The organism is Lentzea chajnantorensis, from assembly GCF_054300775.1.
Genome location: NZ_JBSDZT010000002.1, coordinates 48,483 through 72,288, shown reverse-complemented (window position 1 = coordinate 72,288; position 23,806 = coordinate 48,483). Strand labels below are relative to the sequence as shown.

At 62.3% G+C, this 23,806-nt stretch carries 17 protein-coding genes and 1 pseudogene; 8 read left to right on the top strand and 10 right to left on the bottom strand.

The genetic code is table 11. The features are described 5' to 3' along the window. Positions 1-687: 687 nt before the first annotated feature. Genes drmB through ACVDFE_RS00685 form a run of 5 tightly spaced genes read right to left on the bottom strand, consistent with a single transcriptional unit; the run spans position 688 to position 9,994 of the window. Complete coding sequence (drmB, locus tag ACVDFE_RS00705; RefSeq protein ID WP_458429245.1) at positions 688-2,580, bottom strand: DrmB family protein; 1,893 nt, start codon at positions 2,578-2,580, stop codon at positions 688-690. After that, complete coding sequence (locus tag ACVDFE_RS00700) at positions 2,577-6,032, bottom strand: helicase-related protein (protein WP_458429244.1); 3,456 nt, start codon at positions 6,030-6,032, stop codon at positions 2,577-2,579. The genes drmB and ACVDFE_RS00700 overlap by 4 nt, the downstream gene beginning before the upstream one ends. After that, positions 6,025-7,665: an NERD domain-containing protein gene (locus ACVDFE_RS00695; RefSeq protein ID WP_458434245.1), complete on the bottom strand. Its 1,641-nt coding sequence runs from the start codon at positions 7,663-7,665 to the stop codon at positions 6,025-6,027. Before ACVDFE_RS00695 ends, ACVDFE_RS00700 begins: the two co-directional genes overlap by 8 nt. A gap of 44 nt (positions 7,666-7,709) precedes the next feature. Next, positions 7,710-9,224 (bottom strand): hypothetical protein, encoded by a 1,515-nt coding sequence (locus ACVDFE_RS00690; RefSeq protein ID WP_458429243.1) that lies wholly within the window; start codon positions 9,222-9,224, stop codon positions 7,710-7,712. Beyond that, positions 9,221-9,994, bottom strand: coding sequence for a hypothetical protein (locus ACVDFE_RS00685; protein ID WP_458429242.1), 774 nt, complete (start codon positions 9,992-9,994; stop codon positions 9,221-9,223). The genes ACVDFE_RS00690 and ACVDFE_RS00685 overlap by 4 nt, the downstream gene beginning before the upstream one ends. 590 nt (positions 9,995-10,584) lie before the next feature. Here ACVDFE_RS00685 and ACVDFE_RS00680 point away from each other — a divergent pair. Then, complete coding sequence (locus tag ACVDFE_RS00680) at positions 10,585-11,031, top strand: very short patch repair endonuclease (protein ID WP_458429241.1); 447 nt, start codon at positions 10,585-10,587, stop codon at positions 11,029-11,031. 105 nt (positions 11,032-11,136) lie between these two features. Further along, positions 11,137-12,342, top strand: coding sequence for a DNA cytosine methyltransferase (locus ACVDFE_RS00675; protein ID WP_458429240.1), 1,206 nt, complete (start codon positions 11,137-11,139; stop codon positions 12,340-12,342). 265 nt (positions 12,343-12,607) lie between these two features. Here ACVDFE_RS00675 and ACVDFE_RS00670 read toward each other — a convergent pair whose 3' ends face one another. Both ACVDFE_RS00670 and ACVDFE_RS00665 read right to left on the bottom strand, forming a co-directional pair. Then, positions 12,608-13,450 (bottom strand): DUF5753 domain-containing protein, encoded by an 843-nt coding sequence (locus ACVDFE_RS00670; protein ID WP_458429239.1) that lies wholly within the window; start codon positions 13,448-13,450, stop codon positions 12,608-12,610. A gap of 63 nt (positions 13,451-13,513) precedes the next feature. Continuing rightward, a complete protein-coding gene (locus ACVDFE_RS00665; protein WP_458429238.1) occupies positions 13,514-14,410 on the bottom strand; it encodes a helix-turn-helix domain-containing protein in 897 nt (298 codons plus the stop codon). Positions 14,411-15,079: 669 nt separating this feature from the next. On the opposite strand from ACVDFE_RS00665, the gene ACVDFE_RS00660 reads away from it, so the two are divergent. Then, positions 15,080-16,027, top strand: coding sequence for an IS481 family transposase (locus tag ACVDFE_RS00660; protein WP_458429237.1), 948 nt, complete (start codon positions 15,080-15,082; stop codon positions 16,025-16,027). A gap of 40 nt (positions 16,028-16,067) precedes the next feature. Next, a complete protein-coding gene (locus tag ACVDFE_RS00655) occupies positions 16,068-17,618 on the top strand; it encodes a transcriptional regulator (RefSeq protein WP_458429236.1) in 1,551 nt (516 codons plus the stop codon). Here the strand turns inward: ACVDFE_RS00655 and ACVDFE_RS00650 are convergent. The 3 genes from ACVDFE_RS00650 to ACVDFE_RS00640 all read right to left on the bottom strand — a co-directional run bounded on the left by ACVDFE_RS00650 (position 17,607) and on the right by ACVDFE_RS00640 (position 20,037). Continuing rightward, on the bottom strand, positions 17,607-17,957 hold the full coding sequence (locus ACVDFE_RS00650) for a signal peptidase I (protein ID WP_458429235.1): 351 nt from the start codon (positions 17,955-17,957) through the stop codon (positions 17,607-17,609). The genes ACVDFE_RS00655 and ACVDFE_RS00650 overlap by 12 nt on opposite strands. Beyond that, positions 17,954-19,525 (bottom strand): transcriptional regulator, encoded by a 1,572-nt coding sequence (locus tag ACVDFE_RS00645; protein WP_458429234.1) that lies wholly within the window; start codon positions 19,523-19,525, stop codon positions 17,954-17,956. The genes ACVDFE_RS00650 and ACVDFE_RS00645 overlap by 4 nt, the downstream gene beginning before the upstream one ends. Positions 19,526-19,653: 128 nt before the next feature. Continuing rightward, positions 19,654-20,037, bottom strand: a complete 384-nt coding sequence (locus ACVDFE_RS00640; RefSeq protein WP_090062704.1) for a helix-turn-helix domain-containing protein — start codon at positions 20,035-20,037, stop codon at positions 19,654-19,656. A gap of 349 nt (positions 20,038-20,386) precedes the next feature. Here ACVDFE_RS00640 and ACVDFE_RS00635 point away from each other — a divergent pair, with 349 nt between their 5' ends. The 4 genes and pseudogenes from ACVDFE_RS00635 to ACVDFE_RS00620 all read left to right on the top strand — a co-directional run bounded on the left by ACVDFE_RS00635 (position 20,387) and on the right by ACVDFE_RS00620 (position 23,719). Further along, complete coding sequence (locus ACVDFE_RS00635) at positions 20,387-20,725, top strand: WhiB family transcriptional regulator (RefSeq protein ID WP_458429233.1); 339 nt, start codon at positions 20,387-20,389, stop codon at positions 20,723-20,725. Further along, a complete protein-coding gene (locus tag ACVDFE_RS00630) occupies positions 20,722-21,054 on the top strand; it encodes a hypothetical protein (protein WP_458429232.1) in 333 nt (110 codons plus the stop codon). Before ACVDFE_RS00635 ends, ACVDFE_RS00630 begins: the two co-directional genes overlap by 4 nt. Continuing rightward, positions 21,051-21,644 (top strand): annotated as a pseudogene (locus ACVDFE_RS00625) (hypothetical protein). Before ACVDFE_RS00630 ends, ACVDFE_RS00625 begins: the two are co-directional and overlap by 4 nt. Beyond that, positions 21,641-23,719 (top strand): cell division protein FtsK, encoded by a 2,079-nt coding sequence (locus ACVDFE_RS00620; protein ID WP_458429231.1) that lies wholly within the window; start codon positions 21,641-21,643, stop codon positions 23,717-23,719. Before ACVDFE_RS00625 ends, ACVDFE_RS00620 begins: the two are co-directional and overlap by 4 nt. Positions 23,720-23,806 lie beyond the last annotated feature (87 nt).

Sequence of the window (23,806 nt, the reverse complement as noted above, 5' to 3'; positions counted from 1 at the left end):
TGTGGCCTGAGCGGGACAGGTGGCCGGTGGTGGCCACCGACTGACACGACTGGTGGGTGTGTTCCAGTGGCGTGCAGAGGGTCCTCGGGGTGTGATGCCGGGGACGTGGCCGCCTCTCGGGCGTGCGAAGACCCTGAGCAGAAAACAGCAAAAGAGGCCGTCTGCGCGACGACCTCTCAGTGCGTGTGGTTAACGCTGGTGTCCGAGGACGAAGTCGCACACTATTCACCCGCGTAGTCCTTCCTGGCGCTGAGTAGCCCCCACCTGGCCGGTGCCGCCCTGAGGCCCGTCCTGCGGTGGGTCACGCGGGACGGGCCTCATTCATCGCGTCTCAGGGGGTGACCAGCAGATTTCCGCAGAGGGACGGGGGACAGCCCGACCCAAGTGTGTCCCTTCTCAGGAAGACACGCCCAAGGCAGGTCGGTGAGAGCCGTGCTGTCGGGACGGCTGCTGTGGTCTGCAGCGATCCGCCCGCACCAGGCCGGACTGCTGTGACCCCGAGAAACCCTCTCCGCTCAACCGGTGACTACCCACACGGCCTCTGGATGATCGTCTACTACGGACTGCTCGCGGCCGAGTTTCGACGGGCCGTAGTGCTCTAGCTCCAGAAGTAAGCGCTGCCTGCCTGTCGCCTCTGGGGTCATCGCCGGTCGCATGAGGCCGGGCACGTCCGCATCGTCTCGCGTTTTAGTTGAAGAAGCCAACGGCCGGTTGATCCACGGTGCCGACGAGCGTGCCGCGGTCGAGAAATCGGTTAAATTCCTCGCAAGCGGTCTCAGGAAGGAGTGCGCAGCTGTGGCAAGCAGCCATATTGCACGACTCCGGTCCTTGTCCGGATTCACCGAGCTCCATACACACTGGATCGGCTGCGCACCATGACGCGTTCTCTCGTGCTGAACGCAGAACTGCCTCAAGTCGTCCTGGTCGCGCCATGCGTACGAGTCCGCCCATTGTTCCTTCGGAATCCCCCGATGCTGTGTATACGAGTATTCCTGCCATGGGTCCAGGTGCCTGTGATACGAACAGGCGTTCACGCAACGAGGCTGAGCTGTAACCGCACTCGAAGATGAGTTGGTTGATGAGCACATGTGCAAATGTATGCAATAGAACCAGGCGGGCAGTTAGGGGTGCAACGTGGGAGCCGCCGCGGCTGGACGCAGCGGCTCGATCAACTAGCTTTCTGACGTGATCAACAACCTCTTGGCGTGACTCCCAGCGGCTCAGCCGGCCTTCGTCGAACTCCAGGTAGATGCCTTCTCCGTAGACCTTGTACGCAGGAAGCCACTGATTGGAAGAATTCATTGCATCGGTCCTGAGCAGCGATTTACCGCGCTCTTTAGATGGCGGTGTAGCGTGGACTCTAGAGAACCCCCACAAGGCTCGAGTCTCACGTAGTCGATCCACCAGCGTCACTCGCATGAGCCAATCGCTGAGATCGTCGCCGTACTCTTCGGGGGCAACTGAACGTCCTCGAAGTGATCTATCTTCGCTGCCGTCTCGCAGAAACTGATACTCCGGACGTCTAAAGTCTTGCTCGCTAACCTCTGGCGGCGATGTGACTTTGAGTGTGGTCTTAGTCAACGAAGCCGTCACGAGGTTCAGTGCTTCTTGAAGATCATCGTCGGAAAGAGTGGTGCTCCGCTTGCCAGACCAGATCCTGAGTTGTTCGAGCGTGACCGTGACGCCGAAGTCAATTGCTGCGCTCAGCTTACTGTTGATTTCCAGATCGCTGAGCAAATCAATTCCCTGTCTTACGCCATCTGTGTGCTCCGGAAGATAGATGGAACTTGCGACCTGCGCGAAATAGACATTCGATGCACCGCGCAGACTCGCCTGCACCTGCGTACCGCATCGCGAAGTTTGTTGGCCAGACTCCTGTCCGTGCCACGGCATCAGGCCTTCGCAGAGGAAGTCCACGCCCGGCTCAAGGTTGGTAGAAAGCCGTGATGAACCGTTCGGCGTGACCATGGTGACGTCGCGAAGAGTGCGCGGTGCGATGTCGCATGAGCAGGTGACCCTCTGACCATCGAGCGTCCCACCACCCGTCGACAGGAGTCTCAGCACCCCATCGCATTGAGTTGAGATGCTGCGGTGCACCCACTGCCGCCACGGGAAGTCCATGATGTGCCCGTCCTCGCATATGGCCACGAAAGAGACTTGGACCATGCGGCTTGGGTACTTGTCATCCGCGTGGGACAGATCAGGGCACTCTGGACGGTCCTTCATGGACAGGGGATGATGTTCAAGCCGCTTGCACCTGCTCATCGGGCAGAAGCTCCATGTCGGAAACCTCAGGTACGGCACGGTAAGGCCGATGTTTGCCTGCGGCCCGCCAGAGTTCGAACCACTGCGATAGTCGGGTGGAAGCTTGAATCCGCTGACTTTAAGTTGCTGCTGCAGGCGCCACTCGGACACGTCGAACTCGGTCTCATCGAGGAAGCTGTGTTCGGGCGTACTGAACCAATGGTCGAGACCGGCAGCGATGACAGACGTGCCGTCGGCGAGGATCGTCATTGCACCGACTCCAAACGGTGCGATCAGTTGTGCTCGACGGATCACTCCGTTCGTTGCCCGCTTCACTTTGGCTCCTCATCGAGGTCGGCGCCGTTGCGGACCGCGTAGTCCACAGTGATCTCAATGCGGCAGTTCGCGTCCACGTTCCGCATGGATGATGGTGTCTCCCAACTGGTGTCCCTTGCACCGACGTTGACGCTCGTGCCGGGATAACGGATCAAGCCGTTGTCGGGATCGCCGCCGGGCGGAGGGTTCGCTTCCCACTTGGTCTGCTGCCAGCTGGTCCACTGCTTCAGCCGGCGCTGAAGAACGTTCTCGAGGTCGGTCTCACTCGCACCCCCTGTGGCCCTGATGCGCCTCCGTAGCACGTTCGCTGCTTCCTCGATGAGCGCGTGTGGGACCGGGAAGGGTGCCTGTGACTGAGGACCGCGTTGCCTCACGTAGGCGACGAGGGCTCCGTGGACTGCGCGCTCCAGAACCGGTAGTGCAAAGGGAGTTGCGCTAGTCGGTTCGACCTGTGCGTAGAGCTGCTCGTGGTAGGTGCGGAACCTTTCAAAGTGCGATCGATCTCTAGGCTTGGAGGTGCCATAGAGGGTCACGACGAGGCCAGGACGTTCGTGCCATCGTCTGCCGACACGGCCAGAGACCTGGATATATTGTGAGGTCGTCTTCGGTTGACCGACCACTGTCATAAGCGACAGCCGTTCGATGTCGATGCCAACTTCGATAATGTTGGACGCAAGACAGACGTCGATGCAGCCTCGTTCGCCGTATGCGATCTCGAGATCCTCGATCGCCTTGGGGACCTCGTCGTCACTGAGTCGACTGGTCAGCTCTGGGACGCGTCGTGGCCACCGTTGTCGTGCCCGGTCGAGGCCGTCGCGGTTATTCATACCGCCGAGATAAGTCGGTATATCTGCTTGGAGAAGCGTGAGTGTGTTTCCCAGCTCTCTGAGGCTGTTGAAGAATGTTAGGCACGTCCAGTAAGGGTCGCGCTCGTCCGGAAGTAACTCCATCGGAGCTTGCAGCAAGGCGGACGCGGCTCGGACCTGAACGGTCTGCATTGATCCCAGGCCTGGAGCGTGGACTCCGACATACCGCCTGCCGGGCATAAGGGATCCGTCAGGGCGACGTGCCCAGGTAGCGAAGTACGAGTCGCCAGCCGATAGCCCATGAGGCGGAAAGAGCCTAGTGTCTTTGCGGCCGTAGAGGTCACGCACCTGCTGTTTGTAACGACGGATTGTTGCGGTGGAGGCGATGATCTTCGGCTTCTTGGGTGTAGCAGAGGCTTGCGTGCACAGGTCCTCTATAATTCCCTCATAGAGTCCTGCCATTGAGCCAAGCGGGCCGGAGATCAGGTGTAGTTCATCCTGGATAATCAGTCCGGGCGGAGAGCAGATGTGATTTCCTGCCGGGCCAATTCCAAATATCGCTCGTGCTCTCTCCCTCCATGCGAGCATTGCGAACTTGTCTACAGTTCCAATAATAAGAGTGGGGCGAACGTCGTAAAGATCGTCATCGACCACGTAGATGGGCAACTGGCGATGATGGAAGTGGCATGTATTGTCGGGGCACCGGAACCTGACTGAATTCTTGGACTTCTCGTATCCTGCTACAGCGTACTTCTTGCGCCTGCCGGCCGCCCTGTCTCGTACACTGCCGAACCCTGCCCTGCACCATGGGCAGCGCAGAAGCAGGAAGGGATTCTGTCCGCCGCTAGAGAGCTGGTTGTACTTCTTGGTTGCGTCGTTGCGGCTATTTGGCGTGCTATCACCACCGACCCAGATGCCGATCGAGAACTCTGCATCACCAAGTTCGGGTGTTCGCTCGCGAATTTCCTCCATGGCGCAGATCAATGAGGATGCGCGGAGGAACTGTTGCGTCGTGAGGAGCCTTAGTGTGTATCGCATTAAAACCTCGGTGCCCGCGTCATCGGGATCACGGAGTCTCCGTAGAAACATGGAGAATGCTGCCAGCCCGAGATAAGCTTCGGTCTTGCCGCCGCCAGTGGGAAAAAAGATCAGTTCGACAGTGTCCCTGAACTGGCTGCTGTTATTGGCTGTAGACTCCAAAGTTGCGAGAAAGAACGCGATTTGAAATGGGCGCCATGTTCCCTTTCCTGTGCCAGGCTCGGAGGTTGGAGGAGTCCCTGCGAAGAACCATTTTCCGTTCTCGTCAAGGGTGACAGCGCGACGCTTTCCATCGGACCGTGCTTGCTGGGTGAGCATGGCCTGGTTCGCTAGGGTGAACGCACGCCTTACGACGGGATCGTCGGTGACCAGCTGCCAGCCTGTTCGCATTCGATCGAGGGCCGATCGGCATTCATCTAGATGGCTGTTGGCTGTGCGACGCAGCTCGATTGAGAGTCCCGATATTTCAGTTTGTTGCTGGTCGATCCATGCCTGGTACTCGGAGAGGAGCTGTTCGACTTCATCCTGGCCGGCGACACTCGAATCCAGGAGTGCCAGATTCTCCATACCTACCACGAGATCATGGCCATCGCGCTTCTTGATCACAGGGGTAATGCTTGGAGCTTCGTGTACCGGTAGGGCAGTGGCATCAACCGTCGTTACATTTCCATCCTTGCTCACTGGTCCCCAGTCGGCCGCACATCCGTGGCCGACAGCAAAAGTTTGGTGTCCCCTGTAGAGCAGAGCGATGCTGGCAAGCTCAGGATCGTCTGAAAGGCTTATGGCTGGAGGTCGATAAGGTACAACGTGCGCTCCTGCTGACACAGACAACGTGAAGCCGGACTGGAATAGGCTTGAGGTGTCTTTGGCGCCGCTAGTTCTATTCGCAACGTAGAACGTGACTAAGCGCTCCATGGGGGATTTGGTTGGCCTGCTGTAAGCGCGGATTTCTACGCTGAGGCCTTCATCGCCGGTGCGTTCGCGAGCTGGCTTGTGCTCGTCGACGATCTTCCTTGAATCGGAGGCTGTAAGGTCCGCGCCTCTAAATGATGCTCGCATTTGAACTGGACGGCGTCGAAACCATGTTCGTTGGCTTTCGCCAACCTGGACATCGATACTCTCGTAACGTCCAAAATTCGCCACAAGCTCAATTGAGCTTTCTGGAGTAACACGGACTCGGCAAGTTACGCCCATTGTGCTTGGTTTGTAGGCGTTGGCGCTGTCAAGATCAAAGTCATCGCGATCTGCCTTTTCGGAGACTCTGTCAGTTGACTTCTCGACGCTCGCGCTCAGTTCGGCGAATGCATCGTCTGGCATCTCCCGGTCCAGGGGCACAGCATCCAGGAGAGGTTGCTCGTGCTCTGATGTTCTCGGAGCGCCACTGTCGCTAAACAGGACGCCGACCCCGTATCTCATGGCAGGGCCGGTCTCGGTCAAAATCTCCTCGCCCGTGACTGCGTCATGCCAAGGCCCTCTAGCCGACGGCCAGTCCGCAAATTTCAAGACCCTGCGGGCCGTGTCAAGAGGCTTGCCGCCCGCTTTCGGCCCGACGAGTTCTGCGCGCAGGGATTCGACAACGCTATTCCTCGCCTGGATGAAGTCAGGCATCGGCGGCACCTCCAAGCGCGAGTTGTGCGATGTCATGGGCGATCTCGCGGTCGACGAGCATAATGAGCGGCCCGGTGGTGCGGGTCATTGCTATGTACATGAGGTCTTCTGTGGACGGCCCGGACAGGGTTTGCACATCTGTCATGATCACTGCAGGAGCGTCAAGTCCCTTAAAGGAGTGGACCGTGCCATGTCGAACTCGAGCGGCACGAGGTTGGTCGAGCCTGCACAGCTTGGCTCTTAGTCGTGAGTTTTCCGAAGTAGCCGCAATTCCTAATGAACTGGACGATAAGATGACAATGTCTTCAGGAATGAATCCTTCCTCGGTAAGCCGGTTGAGTGCCGTTATCAGAATGCGCTCTTGGTCTGTGTTGCTTGCGTATGTGGCAAAGCTGACGTTTACGCCATCATCAGGCCGTCGGAAGCCCTTATAGCCGGGATTCAGTCCCGCAAGAGTAGTGGCCATCTTACCAACGCGCGGTGTATTTCGACAGTTCTTGGTCAGGATGTACTCGACGGCATCGCTGGCGCGAGCGGTCACCGCGGACGTACCTTCTCCGCGGTTAAATATGGTCTGACGTTCGAAGTCTCCAAACATTCGCCAGCTGCCCCCGGTCAGACCTCCGGTCAAGCTAAGGTCGAGCACGTCTAGATACGTCGACGTCATCAGGTCCTGCGCTTCGTCGACGATCAGCAAATCGTATTCTGTAGTCGGGCCTTCAAGGAGTGCCTGGATCGCTAGGTCTGGCAGTGTGTCGCGCCACCAAGCCTCGGAAGTGTTGAGTGGCGGCTTCGTGTTTGATATTCGACACATAAAGGCGTGAAGTGTGGCCACCTCGACTCCTTGTGGCGCGACATCTCTAAGCCAGGATGCGAGCAATCGGTTGTAGCAAAGGAGAAGCGGGGTTTGGCCTCGGAGAACGGCGCGACGTGCCACCTCCAAGCCTAGGAACGTTTTGCCCGTGCCAGCGTGCCCTGAGAAGATTACCCTTGGGGCGCGCTCCATAGTGTCGAGCGCGTCGTACTGCTCCTCTGTGAACCTCGAAATCTGCATTTCCCGATGCTTGGATTCGGGTTCTTGCGGAGACGCGAACTCGAATTCGGGCCTGAGTGCTTGGACGGCCCGTTGGCAGGTCTTTGATGTTGGTCCTGATGGTAGGATTTTCGTCGTCTTTGCTGCGAGATGTGTGCGGGCCTTGTGAAAGAGGCCGGCGAGGGTCTGCGCTACCGGGCGGGACAGGTCGTCTTGGTCCAGGAGCTGCCAGTCGTGCCACTCGATATTGGAATTAAGTGGGATCCGGCAATTGGTGAACCATACGGCGCAAAAGACCGGCACATTCGATAGTGCAGGCTCCTGGCTGTGCAGAAATTGCATGACGCTGCGCATTTGGCCGTCGGCCTGAACGAACGGACTCCGTGTGGCAACCCTGCCGCCCAGCAGCCAATTTCCATTGGTATCCCTAGTAACGCGTCTATGGGCCTTGACCTCTAAGCATAGTACGCCGAGATCGGGAGCGATCACCACGAAGTCCACTTCGCCACAAACCTGGCTCGGATGGTTGGCGAGGTTTAGCGAGTGGAGCACTGTCCACTCCGCGGTGCCGGGGTCGCGAAGCAGCTTTTGGAAGAGCATACGCTCGCCGGGACTAGGCATCGACTCGTCAAATACTGGAGGAATCATTCTAGCCATGCCGCCGCCTTCATTTGGAGCGCAATTCGCAGTGCTGTTGCCGGTACCGTGGTGATCGTCGGCGAAACGGCGATGACCTTAAATAGGGTCATCTGAACCGGGGGCGATCCTGTGCCTATAGATAGAGTCACGGAGTCTTCGACCATCAGGCGTTTTACTATTGACTCATCAACTGATGCGACGAGTTGCTGAGCTAAGATTCGTCCAGCCTTATGGTGTGCAGAGTAGAGCTTCCTGGCTGCGTTTATGCAGTCCTGGGGTTCGTCGACGCCTAGATAGTTGAGGAGTGAGACGAAGGTCGACTTGCGTGGGCTGATGCAGACCTTTCCCGCCCAGTATCGGACGTAGGCAGGGCTAAGCTTCGGTTGTTCGACCGCTCGACGAATGCCCGCTAGGTCTCCCGTGTTCAGTCTAGAGGAAAGGGCGTTCTTCCATCGGGCTTGACAAGCTCGGACCGAGGCTTCACTCCCGCCGAGGATGCTTGCGATCATCGGGAGAAGGATCTCTCGCTCGCTTGCCCCCTTGCGGAGTACGACAATACTGTCAGGTGCCAGTTCAGTAGCTGGCATCTGTCTAATCCATTGCCCCGAGGTCCCCGCAGAATCAAGGCCTCGAAGCGTGCCAGCATCCTGCTCAAGGTAGAATCCGTATCCGCCTGCGAGCAAGACCAGGTGCGCGGGCACGTCGTCTAATGGATCGTTATCCTTCGGCTTGCCGCCTACTGGTTCGATGGCGGACCAGTCGAGATCTTCGATTGGCGGCCGTATATCGACAGGAGCCGCAGACTTGGTGTGGAGAGCCGGAACTCGCACTTCGATCCCGTGGGCGTTGCGGCTGGTGAACAAGCCCTGGACGCGTTTGCGGTCGACGAGCCATCGATGATGCACCAATGTGAGCTCCTCGGACCGAGGGCACGTGAACAGCTCGTCCGGATACCAAGACGACACGCCCACCAGGACTGCCCGCCCCCACACGCACCTAGTCATGAACTGTCGAGGGTTGAGGAACGTCGTCGTGGGAAGCTCGTTCCGGAGCGCGCGTTCGGCCTCTCCTCGTGCGGTGGTGCTCACAAGAACGACGCAGGTGTTTTGAGGTTCGCTTCTACGTGTCTGAGCGATGATCTCGGTTGCAAAGTCGACATCATTTTGTCCGTGCAGCTCATCGGCAGCGGCGGTTAAGCGGAGAAGGAGTTGAAAGGTGGCTGGATCCACGCTGCCTGCCAGGCGCTCTGCTGCGCGTGTCAGTGTCCGCAGGGCCTCGACGCTGTGGCTGTCCGCTTGTTGCAGATCCAGGGGTCGCGTTGCTATTGACCAGCGAAGTGCACTGGCGGCGCTTCTGGTTGTGGCCCATGTGGCCGGCCGCTCGCGCTCGTCGATACGTTTAACAAGAGCAGCGGCAGCAGTGGACACTGCTTCGATCAGTGGGCTGTCCACAGGTGCACGAGTGATGGCTGGGTTCTCGGCTACGCGGTAGCGAACAGTTGCTTCCTCAACAAGGCTCATGCAGGCACTCCGTATGCGATCACCTCAACTGCTGGAGGGGGCGTCCAGCCAAGCGCTCTGACGTCGATGTCAACTGCGCTGCGGCATTGATTCAGCAGCGCCTCGGCTGCTGAAGCCGCGGATGCATCAGGACGATGTACAAGTGCGAGAACGACTTCCGCCTCGCTCGTTTCGCCCAGCCAACGATTCACAGCGCTAGCACCATCCAGCACCAGGAGCCGGGGAAGCTTCTGGGAGACGATCATTGGCCAGTCGAAGGCTTGCGAGCTTGCCACGACGCTTTGCCATCCCATGTGCTTGTAGCGGTCGAAGGGCCGGAGGGCCTCGTGAAGGGGGCGAGGGTGTACGGAATCGGGTGAGCGGGTGACATGGAGCTGCAACTCGGTTTCAAGCTCCCGTGGAGGTCCGATGATCGCGCAGACCGCGTTCGCCTCGGACGCGAACAACACGGGGTCCGCGCTGGGGATCATGTCTTTAAGGAAGTCGGATTGGTAGACGATCTCTAGCCGGTCTTCTCCCCACCTTGGCTCGGCCCAGGGAAAAGGCGTGACGTCTGCACAGGCGGTAGGTTTGAGCGACTTTCGACCAAATCTCAAATTGCCGTTCGAGTCAAGACCTGAGACCGGGCCAATTTCAACCTTGTGGCCTCCGAGGACAGCTCTGACGACTGTGCCCGGGGGAAGCGCTGCCAGGAATCGGCAGTTTTCGATCGGATCGGGCAGGATCCGATCCTTGTACGATAGCCTGATCATCCCCATGGCTACCATCACGGCCGCATATTCTCGGGTCGGAGTACTTACGCCAATGACCACCCTGCGATATTTGGCTGGTGCTAGTAGATGTAGGGATCGTGCAATTCGGGCTCCAAGTCGTTGCCATGAATCCATCCAGGGCGGGGACCAACGCAACGGCCCGGAAGCATCGGCGACTGCGATCAGCGAGCTGCCGCGAGGACATCGTGGACGGCCTTGTGATGGCACGGACCCGCTCCGATGGGCTGCATCCATTGGCTTGGTGCCCGATCGGTTGAGCTGGGGGTCCGTCACACTGCTCACCTCCAGCTGATCGTTGTCGCGTGTGGAATTGCTACACCATGCGCGTAACGGTTCGGCCAAGGTGTGCAGGCCGAACAGATCAAATCTAGAGGCCTCGCAGGATCCTGAGTCCCTCGACGTGAGATTCACTCGATCGGACGATGTGTCATAGGGAGATCGAGTGTTTGCTTCCTGCTTCGACTTCTGTGGGCTCGAGCATGTAACCGCACGACTGCATGTTCCGACACTGGGGACGGAACGCCGGTGTGCCAGCGTTAGACGACTGACGCGGTCCCCGTGCTGTCGGCATCAGGGGAGGAGGCGGGTTGACTCGTGGTCAGGTGAGTTGGGCGTCGAGCGACGCGATCCGCCGCACGATGCTGGCGTGCCGCAGCCGCGACACTCGGCCGGAGAAGGCGCTGAGGTCACTGCTGCATGCTTCTGGCCTGCGGTTTCGTGTGTGCACCCGACCTGTTCCGCAAGTCCGGAGAACCGCAGACATCGTCTTCACCCGCCTTCGGATCGCAGTATTTGTTGACGGCTGTTTTTGGCACGGCTGCCCGTTGCACTACAAGGAGCCGATGACAAACACCGACTACTGGGTCGACAAGATCTCCGGCAACCGACGTCGAGACGAGCAGACCAACGCTCTGTTGGGCGACGCTGGCTGGACCGTCATACGGGTGTGGGAGCACGAAGAACCTGAAATGGCTGCGCGGGTGGTGGCTGGCCTTGTTAGCGACCTGAGGGTGCAACTCGGGCGCAGGTCGTAACCACCGTAGCGCCTATGCTCGATGAGTCGCGGTTGATCAAGTATCATCTCGCGGCATGCCGTCGCCTCATCGTTCGCGGCAACGGGCCAAAGGCGAGGGGGAACGGTGCATCGGTATCGGGCGGTATCACTTTTTTCAGGTTGTGGCGGCTTCTGTGATGGAGTTCGTCTAGCCGGATTTTCGGTGAACGCTGCGGTTGAGTCCGACCAATACGCGGCCCAGACCTATCGGCGAAATTTTCCTGAGGTGCCGCTATTTGAAGGCGATATTTGCGACTTCCTGGTCGATGATGCCAGATCATGGCAAGAGCAGCGCTCGCGTTTCAGGCGGCTTCGTGGAGCGCCGACCCATCTGGTTTTTGGGGGTCCGCCCTGTCAAGGTTTTAGCTCGATTGGGCCACGCTCCATAGAGGATCCGAGGAACCAGCTGTATCAACAGTTCATCAGAGTCTTGGCTGACTTGCGCCCAAGTGTCTTCTTGATGGAAAATGTGCCCAACATGCTCCTGATAGGTGGCGGACAGTTCAAGACCGCGGTGATGGATGCGATGGCCGACGCAGGATACCTGAACGCAGGGGTGTTGGTCGTCTCTGCCGATGAATTCGGTGTGGCTCAGACACGACGGCGCGCAATTTTTTTCGGTGTGCGGAATGACCTTGATCTCGGCATGCCAGCGTCTGACTTTCTCGGCAAGATCCTAGACAGCCAACGTGTGCCGACACCAACCGTAGCCAACGTTCTTCGTGACCTCCCGGCAGAGATTTCGCTAGACGATTCGCCTTTGCTGTACCCGAAGGGCGGCCGTGTCAGCCCCGCTGCACGAGAGCTTCGAGTCGACCGTGACGGGCTGTGGTACTCGAAGCAGCACAAGAGATCAGCGCTTAATGGCCCCATGCTGCTGCACAACCACCACACCAAGGGCATGGAGCCTCGGCGACAGGAGCTGGTTAAGCACCTCCAGCCTGGTGCGAACGGAAAGAGCCTTCCGGCCAGTGTGTGGTCTGGTACGCGGGCGGAGAAGTGGCGCCGGCTGCATCCGGATCGGCCATCGCACACAATCCTCGCGCAGATGCACCGTGACATGTCCGAGTGGGTGCATCCTTGGTTGCATCGATGGATCACCGTGCGCGAGGCAGCGCGACTCCAGTCTTTCCATGACGGGTTCGTGTTTGAGTCGAGTGAGTGGCAGATGCTGAAGCAGGTAGGGAATGCAGTGCCTCCGCTCATGGCTCGTGCGCTTGCCACGGTCGCCAAGGAGGCGTTAGACCGTGTAGCAACGAGTACTGGTAGGCGACGGCGTACGGGCGCGTAGCAACCATGAAGCGGTTCTTGAGTTCAGTGCATACGTGCAGCTAATACCTTGATACTCGCGCACCGTTGCAGGCTCACAACCCCAAGGATGTCGCAGTGGTCCTCGCAGGCGACCGCGAGTGCAACGTTGATCGACCAGATGAAGACCTGGCAGTCGCAGATCTTGGGCTCTGTCGCCGATTCTTGTGAACACCGGTAGATCGATCTGATCAGGCTGCGTTTACTGCGAGACCCATGACGGCCGCGCCCATCGCGCTAGGGTTCAGCTAGATGCGCGTGGCGGCCTCGGCGATGAGCTCCACCGACTCGCCTCCGTCGAGCGCCAACGTCCGCAGTGCAGACAACCGCTCTGCCACCTGCTCGAGTTGGGCATGGGTTTCCACGTACTCGGACCGCAGGAACGTTTCTGTGTACACCATATCGTTGTGCTGTCGGTGCGGAAAGCTCAGCCACGTGAAGGGGCAGCTCAGCGCGGGATAGGCACCAGCTGAGTGCGGTACCACCCGAAGGCTCACTTCTGGCAGCTCGCTCACTTCCATGAGGTAGAGGAGTTGTGCCTTCATGACGCGCCTGCCGCCTACTACCTGTCGCAGCACCGCTTCGGGAAACACCGCTTCGACGGCAAGGGGGTCGTCGCTGGTCGAACGGGTTGCCCATGTCTCCGTGACGCGCGAGAGCTGTCGGGCTTTGGCATAGGCGTCGTGCTGTGTCGTTGCCGTGGTGTAGTCGGCGAGCTGGAAGATGGCCGGCACCGTGTCCGTGGCGAACGTCCGCAGCCGCGTCGCATCAGCGATGAGGAGTGGAAAGTCCTCAGCCGGGTCGAAGATGGCTGTTTGGGGCTGCCGGTGCACTCTCAGGTCCGCGGCGTGCTGCGCCTGCGTCATCACGAGCTGCCACTCGGGCGTGCTCACCTTGTATACATAGCCCAGCGCCATGATGTCGATGGCCGCGGAAGGCTGTATCGCGTTCTCCATCATCGACAACTTGGCGCTGCTGAAACCGACGCGGCTGCCTGCTTCGACGAGGCTGAGATCGCGTTCGTCCCGCCATCTGGCCAGTTTTCGGCCGACAGCGCGTTCGAGCGCAGTAGCTCGGAAGTCCTTAGGCATGAGGAGGTCGACGCCTCACGATCGCTCTGCTCGCTCTCATCTCGGTTGCGAAGCACTTGTCGCCTACAGCGGAGGAAAGGGTTCGTCCTTGTCGTCGTGGATCACGTCCTCGGCGTCGGACTCCTGGAGGCGTACGCATCGGCGGGAGATCCACTTCAGCGACTGGTCCTCGTCGAGGCTGATCTTGTCGAGTTCCTGGACGACTGCCTCGTACCCTTCGACCGCGTGTTCTTCTTCGACGAAGAGGCTGGAGTTCTCGGTGGTGATCCAGATCAGCGGCTGGTACTTCGGGAACGTGAGCTGTGTGAACGGTCCCGCCATGCCGGCGTGCGCACCGGCCGTCGCGGGCAGGATCAAGATCCTGATCTTCTTCCAGTTCGCCATGCGCATGAGGTGTTGCAGTTGGGCGATGTGCTCTTCGCGTCCACTGACCTGGAGTTCAAGTGCGAACTCGTGGATGTAGAACGTGCAGTGGAGATCGCTGCGCAGCATCTCCTGCATCTCCTGCAACGCACGCAGCCGCTCGTCCAGTTCGGTCGCCGGCACGGTGGCTGAAGCGGCCAGCACTCCACGCGCGTAATCAGTTGTCTGGAGGAGGTCCGGGATCGCATGAGGTTGCCAGCTGACGAGGGTCTTAGCTGCGGCAAGGTTGCTACGGGCTGTGTGCGATCGGACTGGTGCGCGCTTGCCGTGTGGCTGCCACCAGCCATTCAGCTCGGTAGTCGGGAAGAGGCTGAGCAGGTACTCGCGCTCGGACTCAGGCACTCGGCAGACGCCGAGCACCATCGCGAGTTCCAGAGTGGTGACCCCTCCCTTGCCGTTCACCATGTCCGAGACCTTGGCCTCCTGCCAGCCGAGCAGGTCGGCAAGCTGTCGAGAGGTCATGCCCGCCTGAGCGATGGCCGCTCGCAGCCTCTCGCCGAACTCACGGCCGCGCGCGGTGGAGTACCTCTTGGGCATGTCCCAATTCCTTGCTCTGGTGCGAAGAACTTGATGAGAACCTCGGCATCGGTGTGCTCGCGGACCTGAAGGGCTGTTCGTTCTCGCCGTGGTTGGTGGGCGCCTCGTCGAGCGCCCTCTCGTTGAGCTGGTTCTCTCGTAGCTGTGACAGCAACTCGGAGCGCTGCTCGTTGGTGAGCGACAACCACCTCTCGCCGAACGCTTCGGCTGTGAGGCCGTCCATCCGTGCGCCCGGCCTAGTGGCTAGGGCTCTGGTGACGTCGGCGTGCGGCTGCTCGTTGCCACCAGTCGAAGTGGTCGCCGATGACCCATGACCATGTCGCCGCTGCTACAAGGCCGAAGGCGACCGTGATTGCGGTCATGGCGACTCCCTTCCCTCGCAGACGTGCGTTTGGGGTGTCCGGTGACGTGTTTGAGGCGGACGCGGAGTCCTCACGTCACCGGACGGTCTGACGGGTGTTGAGTGGGCGTGTCAGACTGAAATCAAGATTTCATCAGCGCTCGATCAGCGGTACGGCCTGGAGGCGACCAGGGACGTCCTGAATCGACCTGGCGAGCTAGGTGTAGTGACTAATCAGGTTGTTGACGGCGTGTCGGGTTGAACATGGGAGGACCTCCGGGCGGAGTGGATGTGTCTGACGCATCCCATCGGCACACGGAGGTCCTCGCGTGCACAGTAACGCCCGCACCACGATCCATGCCCGCAGGCTGATCGTGACCCGCCGCGCGGCCGGGTGGTCACCGGCGTGCATCGCCGAGCAGCTCGGCATCTCCCGCGCCACCGTGCACAAGTGGCTGGCCCGCTACCGGCGTGAAGGCGACGCGGGCCTGGCCGATCGCAGCTCGCGTCCGCACCGCAGCCCGGCCCGCACACCGGTCGAGGTCGAGGACCGCATCCTGGCCGTGCGGCGGGAGACGCGGCGGGGCCCGGTGCACCTGTCCGGCCTGCTCGGGCTGCCGGCCTCCACGATCGGCCGGGTCCTGCGCCGCCGCGGCGAGCCCGCGCTGGCCGCGGCCGACCCGATCACCGGTCTGCCGGTGCGGCGTCGCCACAGCGGCATCCGCTACGAACGCCCCCGGCCCGGCGACCTGCTGCACGTCGACGTCAAGAAACTCGGGCGCGTGCCCGACGGCGGCGGCTGGCGGGTCCACGGCCGCAGCGAAGCCGTGCGCGGCCGCGGTATCGGCTACGACTATCTGCACGTCGCGGTCGACGACCGCACCCGCATCGCCTACGTCGAAGCACTGCCCGATGAGAAAGACCGCACCTGCGCGGGCTTCCTGCACCGGGCGGTGGCCTGGTTCCGCGACCAGGGCGTCGTGGTGCTGCGGGTGCTCACCGACAACGCCAAGGTCTACCGCGTCGGCAGCACCTGGGCAGCGGTCTGCGTCGCGCTGGGCATCCGCCGCCGATTCACCAAACCCCGCTGCCCCTGGACCAACGGCAAAGCCGAACGCTTCAACCGCACCCTGCAAACCGAGTTCGCCTACGCCCGAGCCTGGACCGGCAACAACCACCGCCTGGCCGCCCTGCCCAGCTGGGTCCACCACTACAACACACGACGCGCCCACACCGCCCTCGGCGGCCAGCCACCCATCACCCGACTGACCGCCTAGACATCAACAACGTCACGAATCAGTACAGCTAGGAGGGGCGATGCGGACGTTTCGCACCGTGCTTGAGCAGCGGATTTGGGAACGCCGGCTGACGCTGGAGGAGTTTGTCGAGGAAGCTGAGTTGTATGCGCGAGAGCATCAGGAGCCTGGGACGCTCGGGCTTCGGCACCTTCAGAGGCTTGTTGCTGGTCGTCGGTCTGGCGGCGAGCCTCTTGGTCAGGTGAAGGCGAGTACCGCCCGACTGCTGGAGAGCATGTTCGGTGCGACGGTCGAGGTGTTGCTGTCTCCGCCGATGGAGCACGGTCCTGCGGAAAGTGTGGTTGGCGTGTCGGCTCATCCGGGCTTGGCGGGTGCGTTCGAGTGGTTGGACGGTGCGGCTGGCTGGCCGTCAGGTTCAGCCGCGGCGAAGGTGAGTGCCGGGCTGAAGGTCGCAGACGTCGGGGTGCTCCAGGGACAGCGGGCACGGCGTGGCGGGATCGGCCGGGGTCAGATCGCGGACGCTGTGCGACGGTACTACCGAACCGACGCCACGTTCGGGGTCCGTGGCCTGGGCTTGGATGTTCGGACCAGCGTGTTCACGCGGGCCGAATGGAATGACCTCGGGCTGTCGCTCGACGCTGGCCACGAGCGATTGGCTCTCGTGCAGCGAGCTGGGGCGGTGCCTGCTTTGGACACAGGCTGCGCGGAGGCAGCTGTCCAGCGGCTCGTGATGACGGCTGCTCTCGGTGTGCGGTTCGCGAACCTGCCGCTGTACCGGTTGGCGGAGATCGACGTCGACTCACGGGGCATCGGCGGGACTGTCGACATGGGGAGCTTTGTCGAGTACGCGCTGACGATGGATCTGCTCGAAGCGGAGCTGGCGAATGCGGTGGCGAGCGGCTCCGGTGTGCTGCACCCGTTGCGGGACGAGTACTTGCCGGACATGGATGCTGTGCTCGATGTCGCTGGGCGCGTCTGTGCGGGTGGTGTTCTGTCACTTGTGGCGATTGCGCGGCCGACGGACCCGTCCCGAGGTGCTGCGGACTACGCGTTGATTGTGCAGACGCGGTCGGACCAGGTGGTGAACGCCGCTGGGAAGCTGGCGGTCATCCCGAAGGGCTTTCACCAGCCGCTTACCGATCCTCGGGCTGATGTCCGGATCGGTGCCACGCTTCGGCGAGAGCTGGAGGAGGAGTTGTTCGGGCGTGGCGATGTGGACGCGACTGCTGGTGGTTCGCGGGCGGCATCGCCGATGCATCCTGGGCGCTGGTCTGCGCCGATAAGGTGGCTGGAGGACGAGGCCGGCCGGATGCGGATGGAGTGCACTGGGTTCGGACTGAACCTCGTGAGCGGCAACTACGAGTTCGCGACGCTCGTCGTGATCGAGGACGAGGAGTTCTGGCCGCGGTTCGGCGGGCAGCTTGAGGCGAACTGGGAGGCGTCCGGGCTGACGTTGTACTCCAGCTTGGACGGCGAACTCATCACGGACCTGGTGCAGCAGGAGGCTTGGAGCAACGAAGGGTTGTTCGCGTTGCTCCAAGGGCTCCGGCGGTTGCGTGAGGTCGGCGGATCGCGGGTGAAGCTGCCTGGCTTTGAGGTGTCAGGTCTGTGATGGCCAGCGGACGGTCATGACGACGGAGTCCGCGAGGGCTTCCCAGGAGTGGTCTACGCCCGGTCCCCACATGATGTAGTCGCCCTGGCGAGTCATGGTCTTGCTGCCGTCGGTGGTGTCGACGCGGAAGTTGCCTTCTACCAACAGGACCAGGGTCGTGCGCTGGTCGTCTGCGGTCCACTCCGGACGCTTGTCGCCGGCGGGGTGGGTTCCCCACTTCACTTCGACGTCCTTTTGGGAGCGGACGCCGATCGATGGGTCGATGAAGTGTCCGACCAGCCAGCCGCGGGTCTCCGTGCTGTCGTCCGCGGCGTTGCCAGCCTGCCAGTTGGCGGTCACCTGATCTCCCATTCGATCTCTGGCAGGTCTACGCGGGTGCCGCCGATTTCTCGGAGGCGGCGTAGGCCCTGCAGAAGGGCGAAGAGCCCTTCGTTGCTCCAAGCTACATCGTTCACGAGTTCGTCCAGGAGCTCCGCGTCGCGGCTGGAGTACTGGTGCAGACGGGTCGCTTCCCAGTTGGCTTGGACGTCTCCGCCGTAGCGCGTCCAGAATTCCTCGTCCTCGATGACGATGAGGCTGGCGAACTCGAAGTTGCCGCTCACGAGGTTCAGGCCGAAGCCTGTGCACTCCATGCGAAGGCGGCCGGGTTCGGCCAGTAGCCAGCGCATCGGCTCGGAAAGTCGGCTTGGGTGCATGGGGTCTGCGTGGCGTTGTTCGCCGACGGTGTTGTCTACGTCGTCGCGGCCGAACAGTTCCTCTTCCATCTCGCGGCGGAGGGTCGCGCCCACCTGTGTATCGGCGCGGAAGTCCGTTAGCGGCTGGTGAAAGCCCTTGGGGATCACGGCCAGGCGGCGGGCGGCGTTGATCACGTGGCCTGAGCGCTCCTGGACGAGTAGGAGGTAGTCCGGTTCGCTGCGGAACGCGTCCGCGGGGCGGGCGATGGCTGTCAGCGCGAGGGCACCGCCTGCGCACATTCGGTCGCCGACGTTGAGTGCGGCCGTCAGGTTCGGCATGTAGGTGTCGCGGAGGGGGAGCGCGCCGGGGCTCGTCGGCTTGTCGGTGGTGAGCGCGTCGACCAGCTCGCCTTCGAGCAGGTCCATCGTCACCACGTACCCCACGAAGTCCGTCACGCCCACGGTGCCCGCGAGCTGGTGTTTGCGCATGTCCACGTCGAGCAGCCGGAACAGCGGCATGTTCACCATGCGGTGTCCCAGGGCCAGCGTTTCGGCCAGCCGTTGCGCGGCGCGGTCTGCGCTCGCTTCATCCATCGTGATGTTGTCGGCCGGGGTTACGCCGGCGAGCTTCAGCTTGTCGTGCTTGGGGAACAGCGGGCAGTCGAGGTCTAGCCAGTCCGGGTGCGTCAGCACGGTCGTGGAGGCTGCCGTGTTCGTGCCGAACGTTGCGGAGTAGCGACCGTGGCCGGTGGTCGAGGTGCCGTAGTAGTCCGCGAGTGCGCTGGCGGTGTCTTGTTGGTTCACGCGACCGCGGAGGACTCCGCGGTCCTGGAGGGCGTGCAGGTCGAGGGCTGCCAGTCGTGCGGCTACTTCGCGGCGGGCCGTGCCGGGGTCCCAGTCTGCGCGTGCGTCGAGCCAGTCGAGAGCGGCGACGATAGTCGCGTCTTCGCTGAGACGGAGTTCCGCGTCCTTGGACGCCCCGTCCGGGAGGTCCAGCGGGCCGCCGTTGACCAGCTCGTGGAAACGGTCGGCTGCGTCAGCGGGGGCGTTCGCCAGGGCGGTGTCGAGTTCGCGCTGGACTCCTGAGCGTGGCTTGGTGTCTGGCTTCTGGTGCCAGGAGGCCACGGTGCGGACGCCGATGCCGAGGTGTTCGGCGAAAGCCTCGTGAGTCATGCGCAGCGCGGCCTGTAGGCAACGCGCTGATTGGCCGGTCCACTCGTCGTTCACGCTCATGCTCGCGCTACCCCCGGAGCGCAGAACCTGCATTGAACTTGCATTGGACATGCATGGGTTCGGGCGCCGATTCACGCTGGAATTGGTGCATGGAAATCAAAGCGCTCAACCAGCAGAAACGCACCGCGCTACCGGTTCTCGCGGACTTGCTTCGCTACCGACGCGAGGTCCGACTTCAGGTCGTCGAGGCGTTCGGTGATGTCGATCAGGCGCTGTTCGACACTGTCCAAACGCGACCAGAGCGAGTCGCCGGGGTCGGTGATCGGCTCGTCTCGCTCGGGTGGGCGGCGGCCGTGCAGCACCGCGTCGAGGTGCATCGGGTGCCAGCCCATGGCTGTAGACAAGGACTCCAGCGTCCGCGGCCCCCGCCGGCGCTCCACTGTGTTGTGTTGGATCTCGCGGACGATCGCCTGGGAGACGTTCGAGCGTTCTGCTAGCTCGCGTTGACGCCAGCCGAGCTCGTTCACGCGCTCGTTGATGGCTCTGGCGACTGCCGCCCAATCCTCCGACACGTAATTCCTCCGCGTTCCGCCTCGGCGCTGATATTAGCCGCCTTGCGCTGTTTGGAGACGTGACACGGCGCATTTCGCGCTGTGCGGGATCAAACTCGGCTTCATGCGCGCTGAAATCAATAAATTAGAGCTGAAATCGTCAGCTCACTCTTTGAAGGGCCTATTCCTATGCGTACTTCTGTGTCTTCTGTTCACTCCATCCGCGAGACCGCTTGGGTGCTCGGCATCAGCCAGGGACTCGTGTTCCGGGCTATCCGGCTCGGGCTGCTGACGGCTGAGCGCCAGTACGGCCGTCTCGTCGTCCCCGGTAGCTCGCTTCGGCGAGTGCTTTCGGAGCCGGGGGTGCTTCGTGACTGATCTGCGGCTGGTCGGGATCGCCTGGTCGCTGGACCACTTGCGATGGGTGCCGACCGATGAGTTGACCGACGTCGTCGAGAGCGACGGGCTGTGCATGTGGGCGTTCACGGGTGAACCGCCGTGGGCGGACGAGGAACTGACCGATCGGGAGTTGGCTGAGCGGCAGTGCTCCGGGTGTCCCGTGCGGGACGAGTGCTTGGAGCTGGAGTTGCGCACGGCCGGTGCTGAGACGGTCGGGGTGTGGGGTGCGTTGCCGGAGGACGAGCGGCGCGAGGTGCACTGGCACTGGCTTCAGCGCGGTGAACGGGCCGAGAGGGGGCCGCGTTCATGAACGCCATCAGCGTGACGCCCACTCAGGTGCTGGCCGCGGTCGGTGTCCTCCTGGTTCTGGTGTTGGTCTGGCGGGCTGGTTCTCGTCGGGCGAAGGCGGCGGCGAGTGCGGCGCGGACGAGCGTTCGACTGATGTCGCTCGGTGGGCGCGTGGTCGTGAACGCGGTGTTGATCGTGATCGTTCAGTGGGTGGTCGTGACGCACGGCGGGAACGGCTGGCTGTTGTTCGCGGTGCTCGGAGTGCCGGCATTGCTCGCGTCGTACACGCTGACGAAGGCGCTCACGGTGACCACGTACAAGCCTCGTGGCCGTGGTGGTGATCGGAAGTGAGCGAGCCGATCGAGCGGGTTGCTGTGCAGGTGGACCGGTTGTGCTGGACCGGGATTCTGCTCGGGCTCGCGTTCACGATGACCAACGTTCAGCAGTTCGCGGCGGCCGGTGCGGCGGTGTGGTCACTTGCCTAGTTCGCGGCGTGGCTGTTGGACCCGATGGTGTCGCTGGTGCTGCTGGCGATTCTCCGTGCCGAGCAGGTGACTGCTCGGCACGGGGTGCGGCTCGGTGGATGGGTGCGCGCGGCCAAGTGGTTCACGCTGGGAGCCACATACGTCATGAACACCTGGAGCGCGTTCGTGGCCGGGTCTGCGGCGCTCGTGGTGTTGCACTCGGTGCCGCCGCTCGTTGTGTTCGTTGCTGCTGAGGCTGTGACGGAGTTGCGGGACAAGCTTGGGACCGCTGCGGGTGCCACGGTGGAGGCCGTGGCACCCGCTCCGCGGACCTCGTTCGCGGAGTACCTGGCGGTGGCTCGCAAGGCTCGGAAGTCGAGCGCCAAGGTCTCGCCGGCTTGGGTCCGTGAGGTCACGGGGTGCTCGCGCGGGTTGTCCTCGAAGCTCGCTGCGGCGTTGAACGGGGACCAGCCGTGAACGGCGAGCTGGTGCCTGCCGAGCGGGTCTTGGAAGGTGAGTTGGTCGACGAGCGTGCTGCGCTCGTTCGGCGGGTCGAGACGACCTGGCGCTACTCGCGGGTGGTGCCTCCGGCGCTGAAGTCTCGGGAGGCGTTGAAGCTTGCCGCGAAGGATGCGCTCGGTTGGGTGCTTCGGGCTCCGCTCCGGTGTGCGAGTGCTGTCGGTCGTGGCCTGGTGGTTGCGGCGCGTGGCTGGCGGAACTGGGTTCGGGTGCGGGACTACCGCGACGCTGCCGAGCAGTCGGAGAAGCTGGCGGACAAGTTCGTTGAGATCCGCGCGCTGACGTTGTTCCGGTGGAAAGTCACCGGGACCGTGTTGTTGGTCGGCGGTGCGGTGGTCACTGTGGCCTGGGTGCTCTACGGCGACGTGGTGTTGTGGAGTGTTGGAGGCGTTGGCGCGGCCGTGCTGGCGATAGTCGGACGGGCGAAGGACGGTTCACCAGGGCGGAAGTCCGTGCTCGCCGGACCGCGCACGCTGACGTGGACGATGGACTCTCAGGTGCTGGTCGACGCGTTCCGGGACGCCAAGCTGATCGGGAAGGACGAGTCCCTGCGGTTGGTCGAGCGGGCGTCTCGGCAGGGTGCTGGTTGGGCGATCACGGTGGATCTGCCTGCCACGCGCAAGGCGGCCGACGTCGTGAAGCACCGGGAGGACCTGGCGTCGGCACTGGCGGTGGATGAGATCCAGCTGAGCGTTGAGCGCGTGCGTGGCAACGGCGGTCATGCCGGACGTGTGGCGATGTGGGTTGCCGATGAGGACCCGTACGCCTCACCGCCGATCGGAACACCGTTGCTCGCGGTCGAGCGTTGGGACGCGTGGCGACCGGTGCCGTTCGGCACCGACGCGCGTGGACGACGGATCGACCTACCGCTGGTGTGGACGTCGGTGCTGATCGGCGCGATTCCTCGGCAGGGCAAGACGATGGCCGAGCGGCTGGCTGCTGCTGGGCTGATTCTCGATCCGTACGCGCGGCTGTACGTCGCCGACTTCAAGAACGGGAAGGACTGGCAGGCCGCGGAGCAGGTCGCGCACCGGTTCATGGCCGGCGACGACAGCGAGCATGTGTTGGCGTTCCTGGGCTGGCTCGTTGAGTTGGTTGCGGACGTTCAGCGGCGGTATCGGCGGATGCAGGACCTGGACGACGTGACGTGTCCCGAGTCGAAGGTGACTCCGGCGATGTCGCGTGATCCGTCGCTGGACATGCCGATCACGGCGTTGATTGTCGACGAGGTCCACATTGCACTGGAGGATCGCACTCCTGTTGTGGTGCAGGGGAAGAAGCTCACGGCAGGGGAGCAGATCGGCGAGCTGCTCACGTGGCTCGCGAAGAAGGCTCCGGCGGCCGGCCTGGTCCTGGTGCTCGCTACGCAACGGCCGGACAGCAACACGATTCCGTCGAAGTTGCGGGCCGTGCTCGGTTCGCGGTTCGCGTTGCGGGTCATGGACTGGCGGGACAGCAACATCGTGCTCGGCGAGCAGATGAACACCCGCGGATACGACAGCAGCCGGTTGCTTCCGTCGCACAAGGGAGTCGGCATCCTGCGGCCGGACGGAGAGACGCAGGCCGGCGCCGACGTGCTAGCGCTGACCGTGCGGACGTTCTACATGCCCAATGAGGACTGGCGGGCTATCTGCGAACGAGGCCGTGCGCTCCGCGAGGTCGAAGGCACATTGACCGGTCAGGCCGCTGGGCAGGACGCGCCGCTGCTCCATCGCGCGGAGGTCGTGCAGGCGATCGGTGAGCCGGGTCGCGACGAGATCGAGCTGCCGGAGCCGTTGTCTGCGGTCGTGGACTACCTCGGTGACGGACTGGACGAGCGGGAGTTCGTGCCCACGGCCGAGCTGGTGGAGGCGCTGGACGTCGAGCCGACGACATTCGGCAAGGACATGGGCGACCTTGGTTGCCGGCCCACGCGGCAGTACGTCCAGGAGGAAGAGGGCACGCGTCGTGTCAGGGGATATCTGACGGCGGACATCCGAGCGGCCATTGTTGAAATCGGCTCGTCTGGCCTGTCAGGTGTGGACCAGCTATGACCGGCGATGATCCGGACCGCGGAGAGCTGAAGGTCAACCTTCCGACGGAGTTGCCTGTCCTCACCAGGCGAGTAAGCCGCATACTGC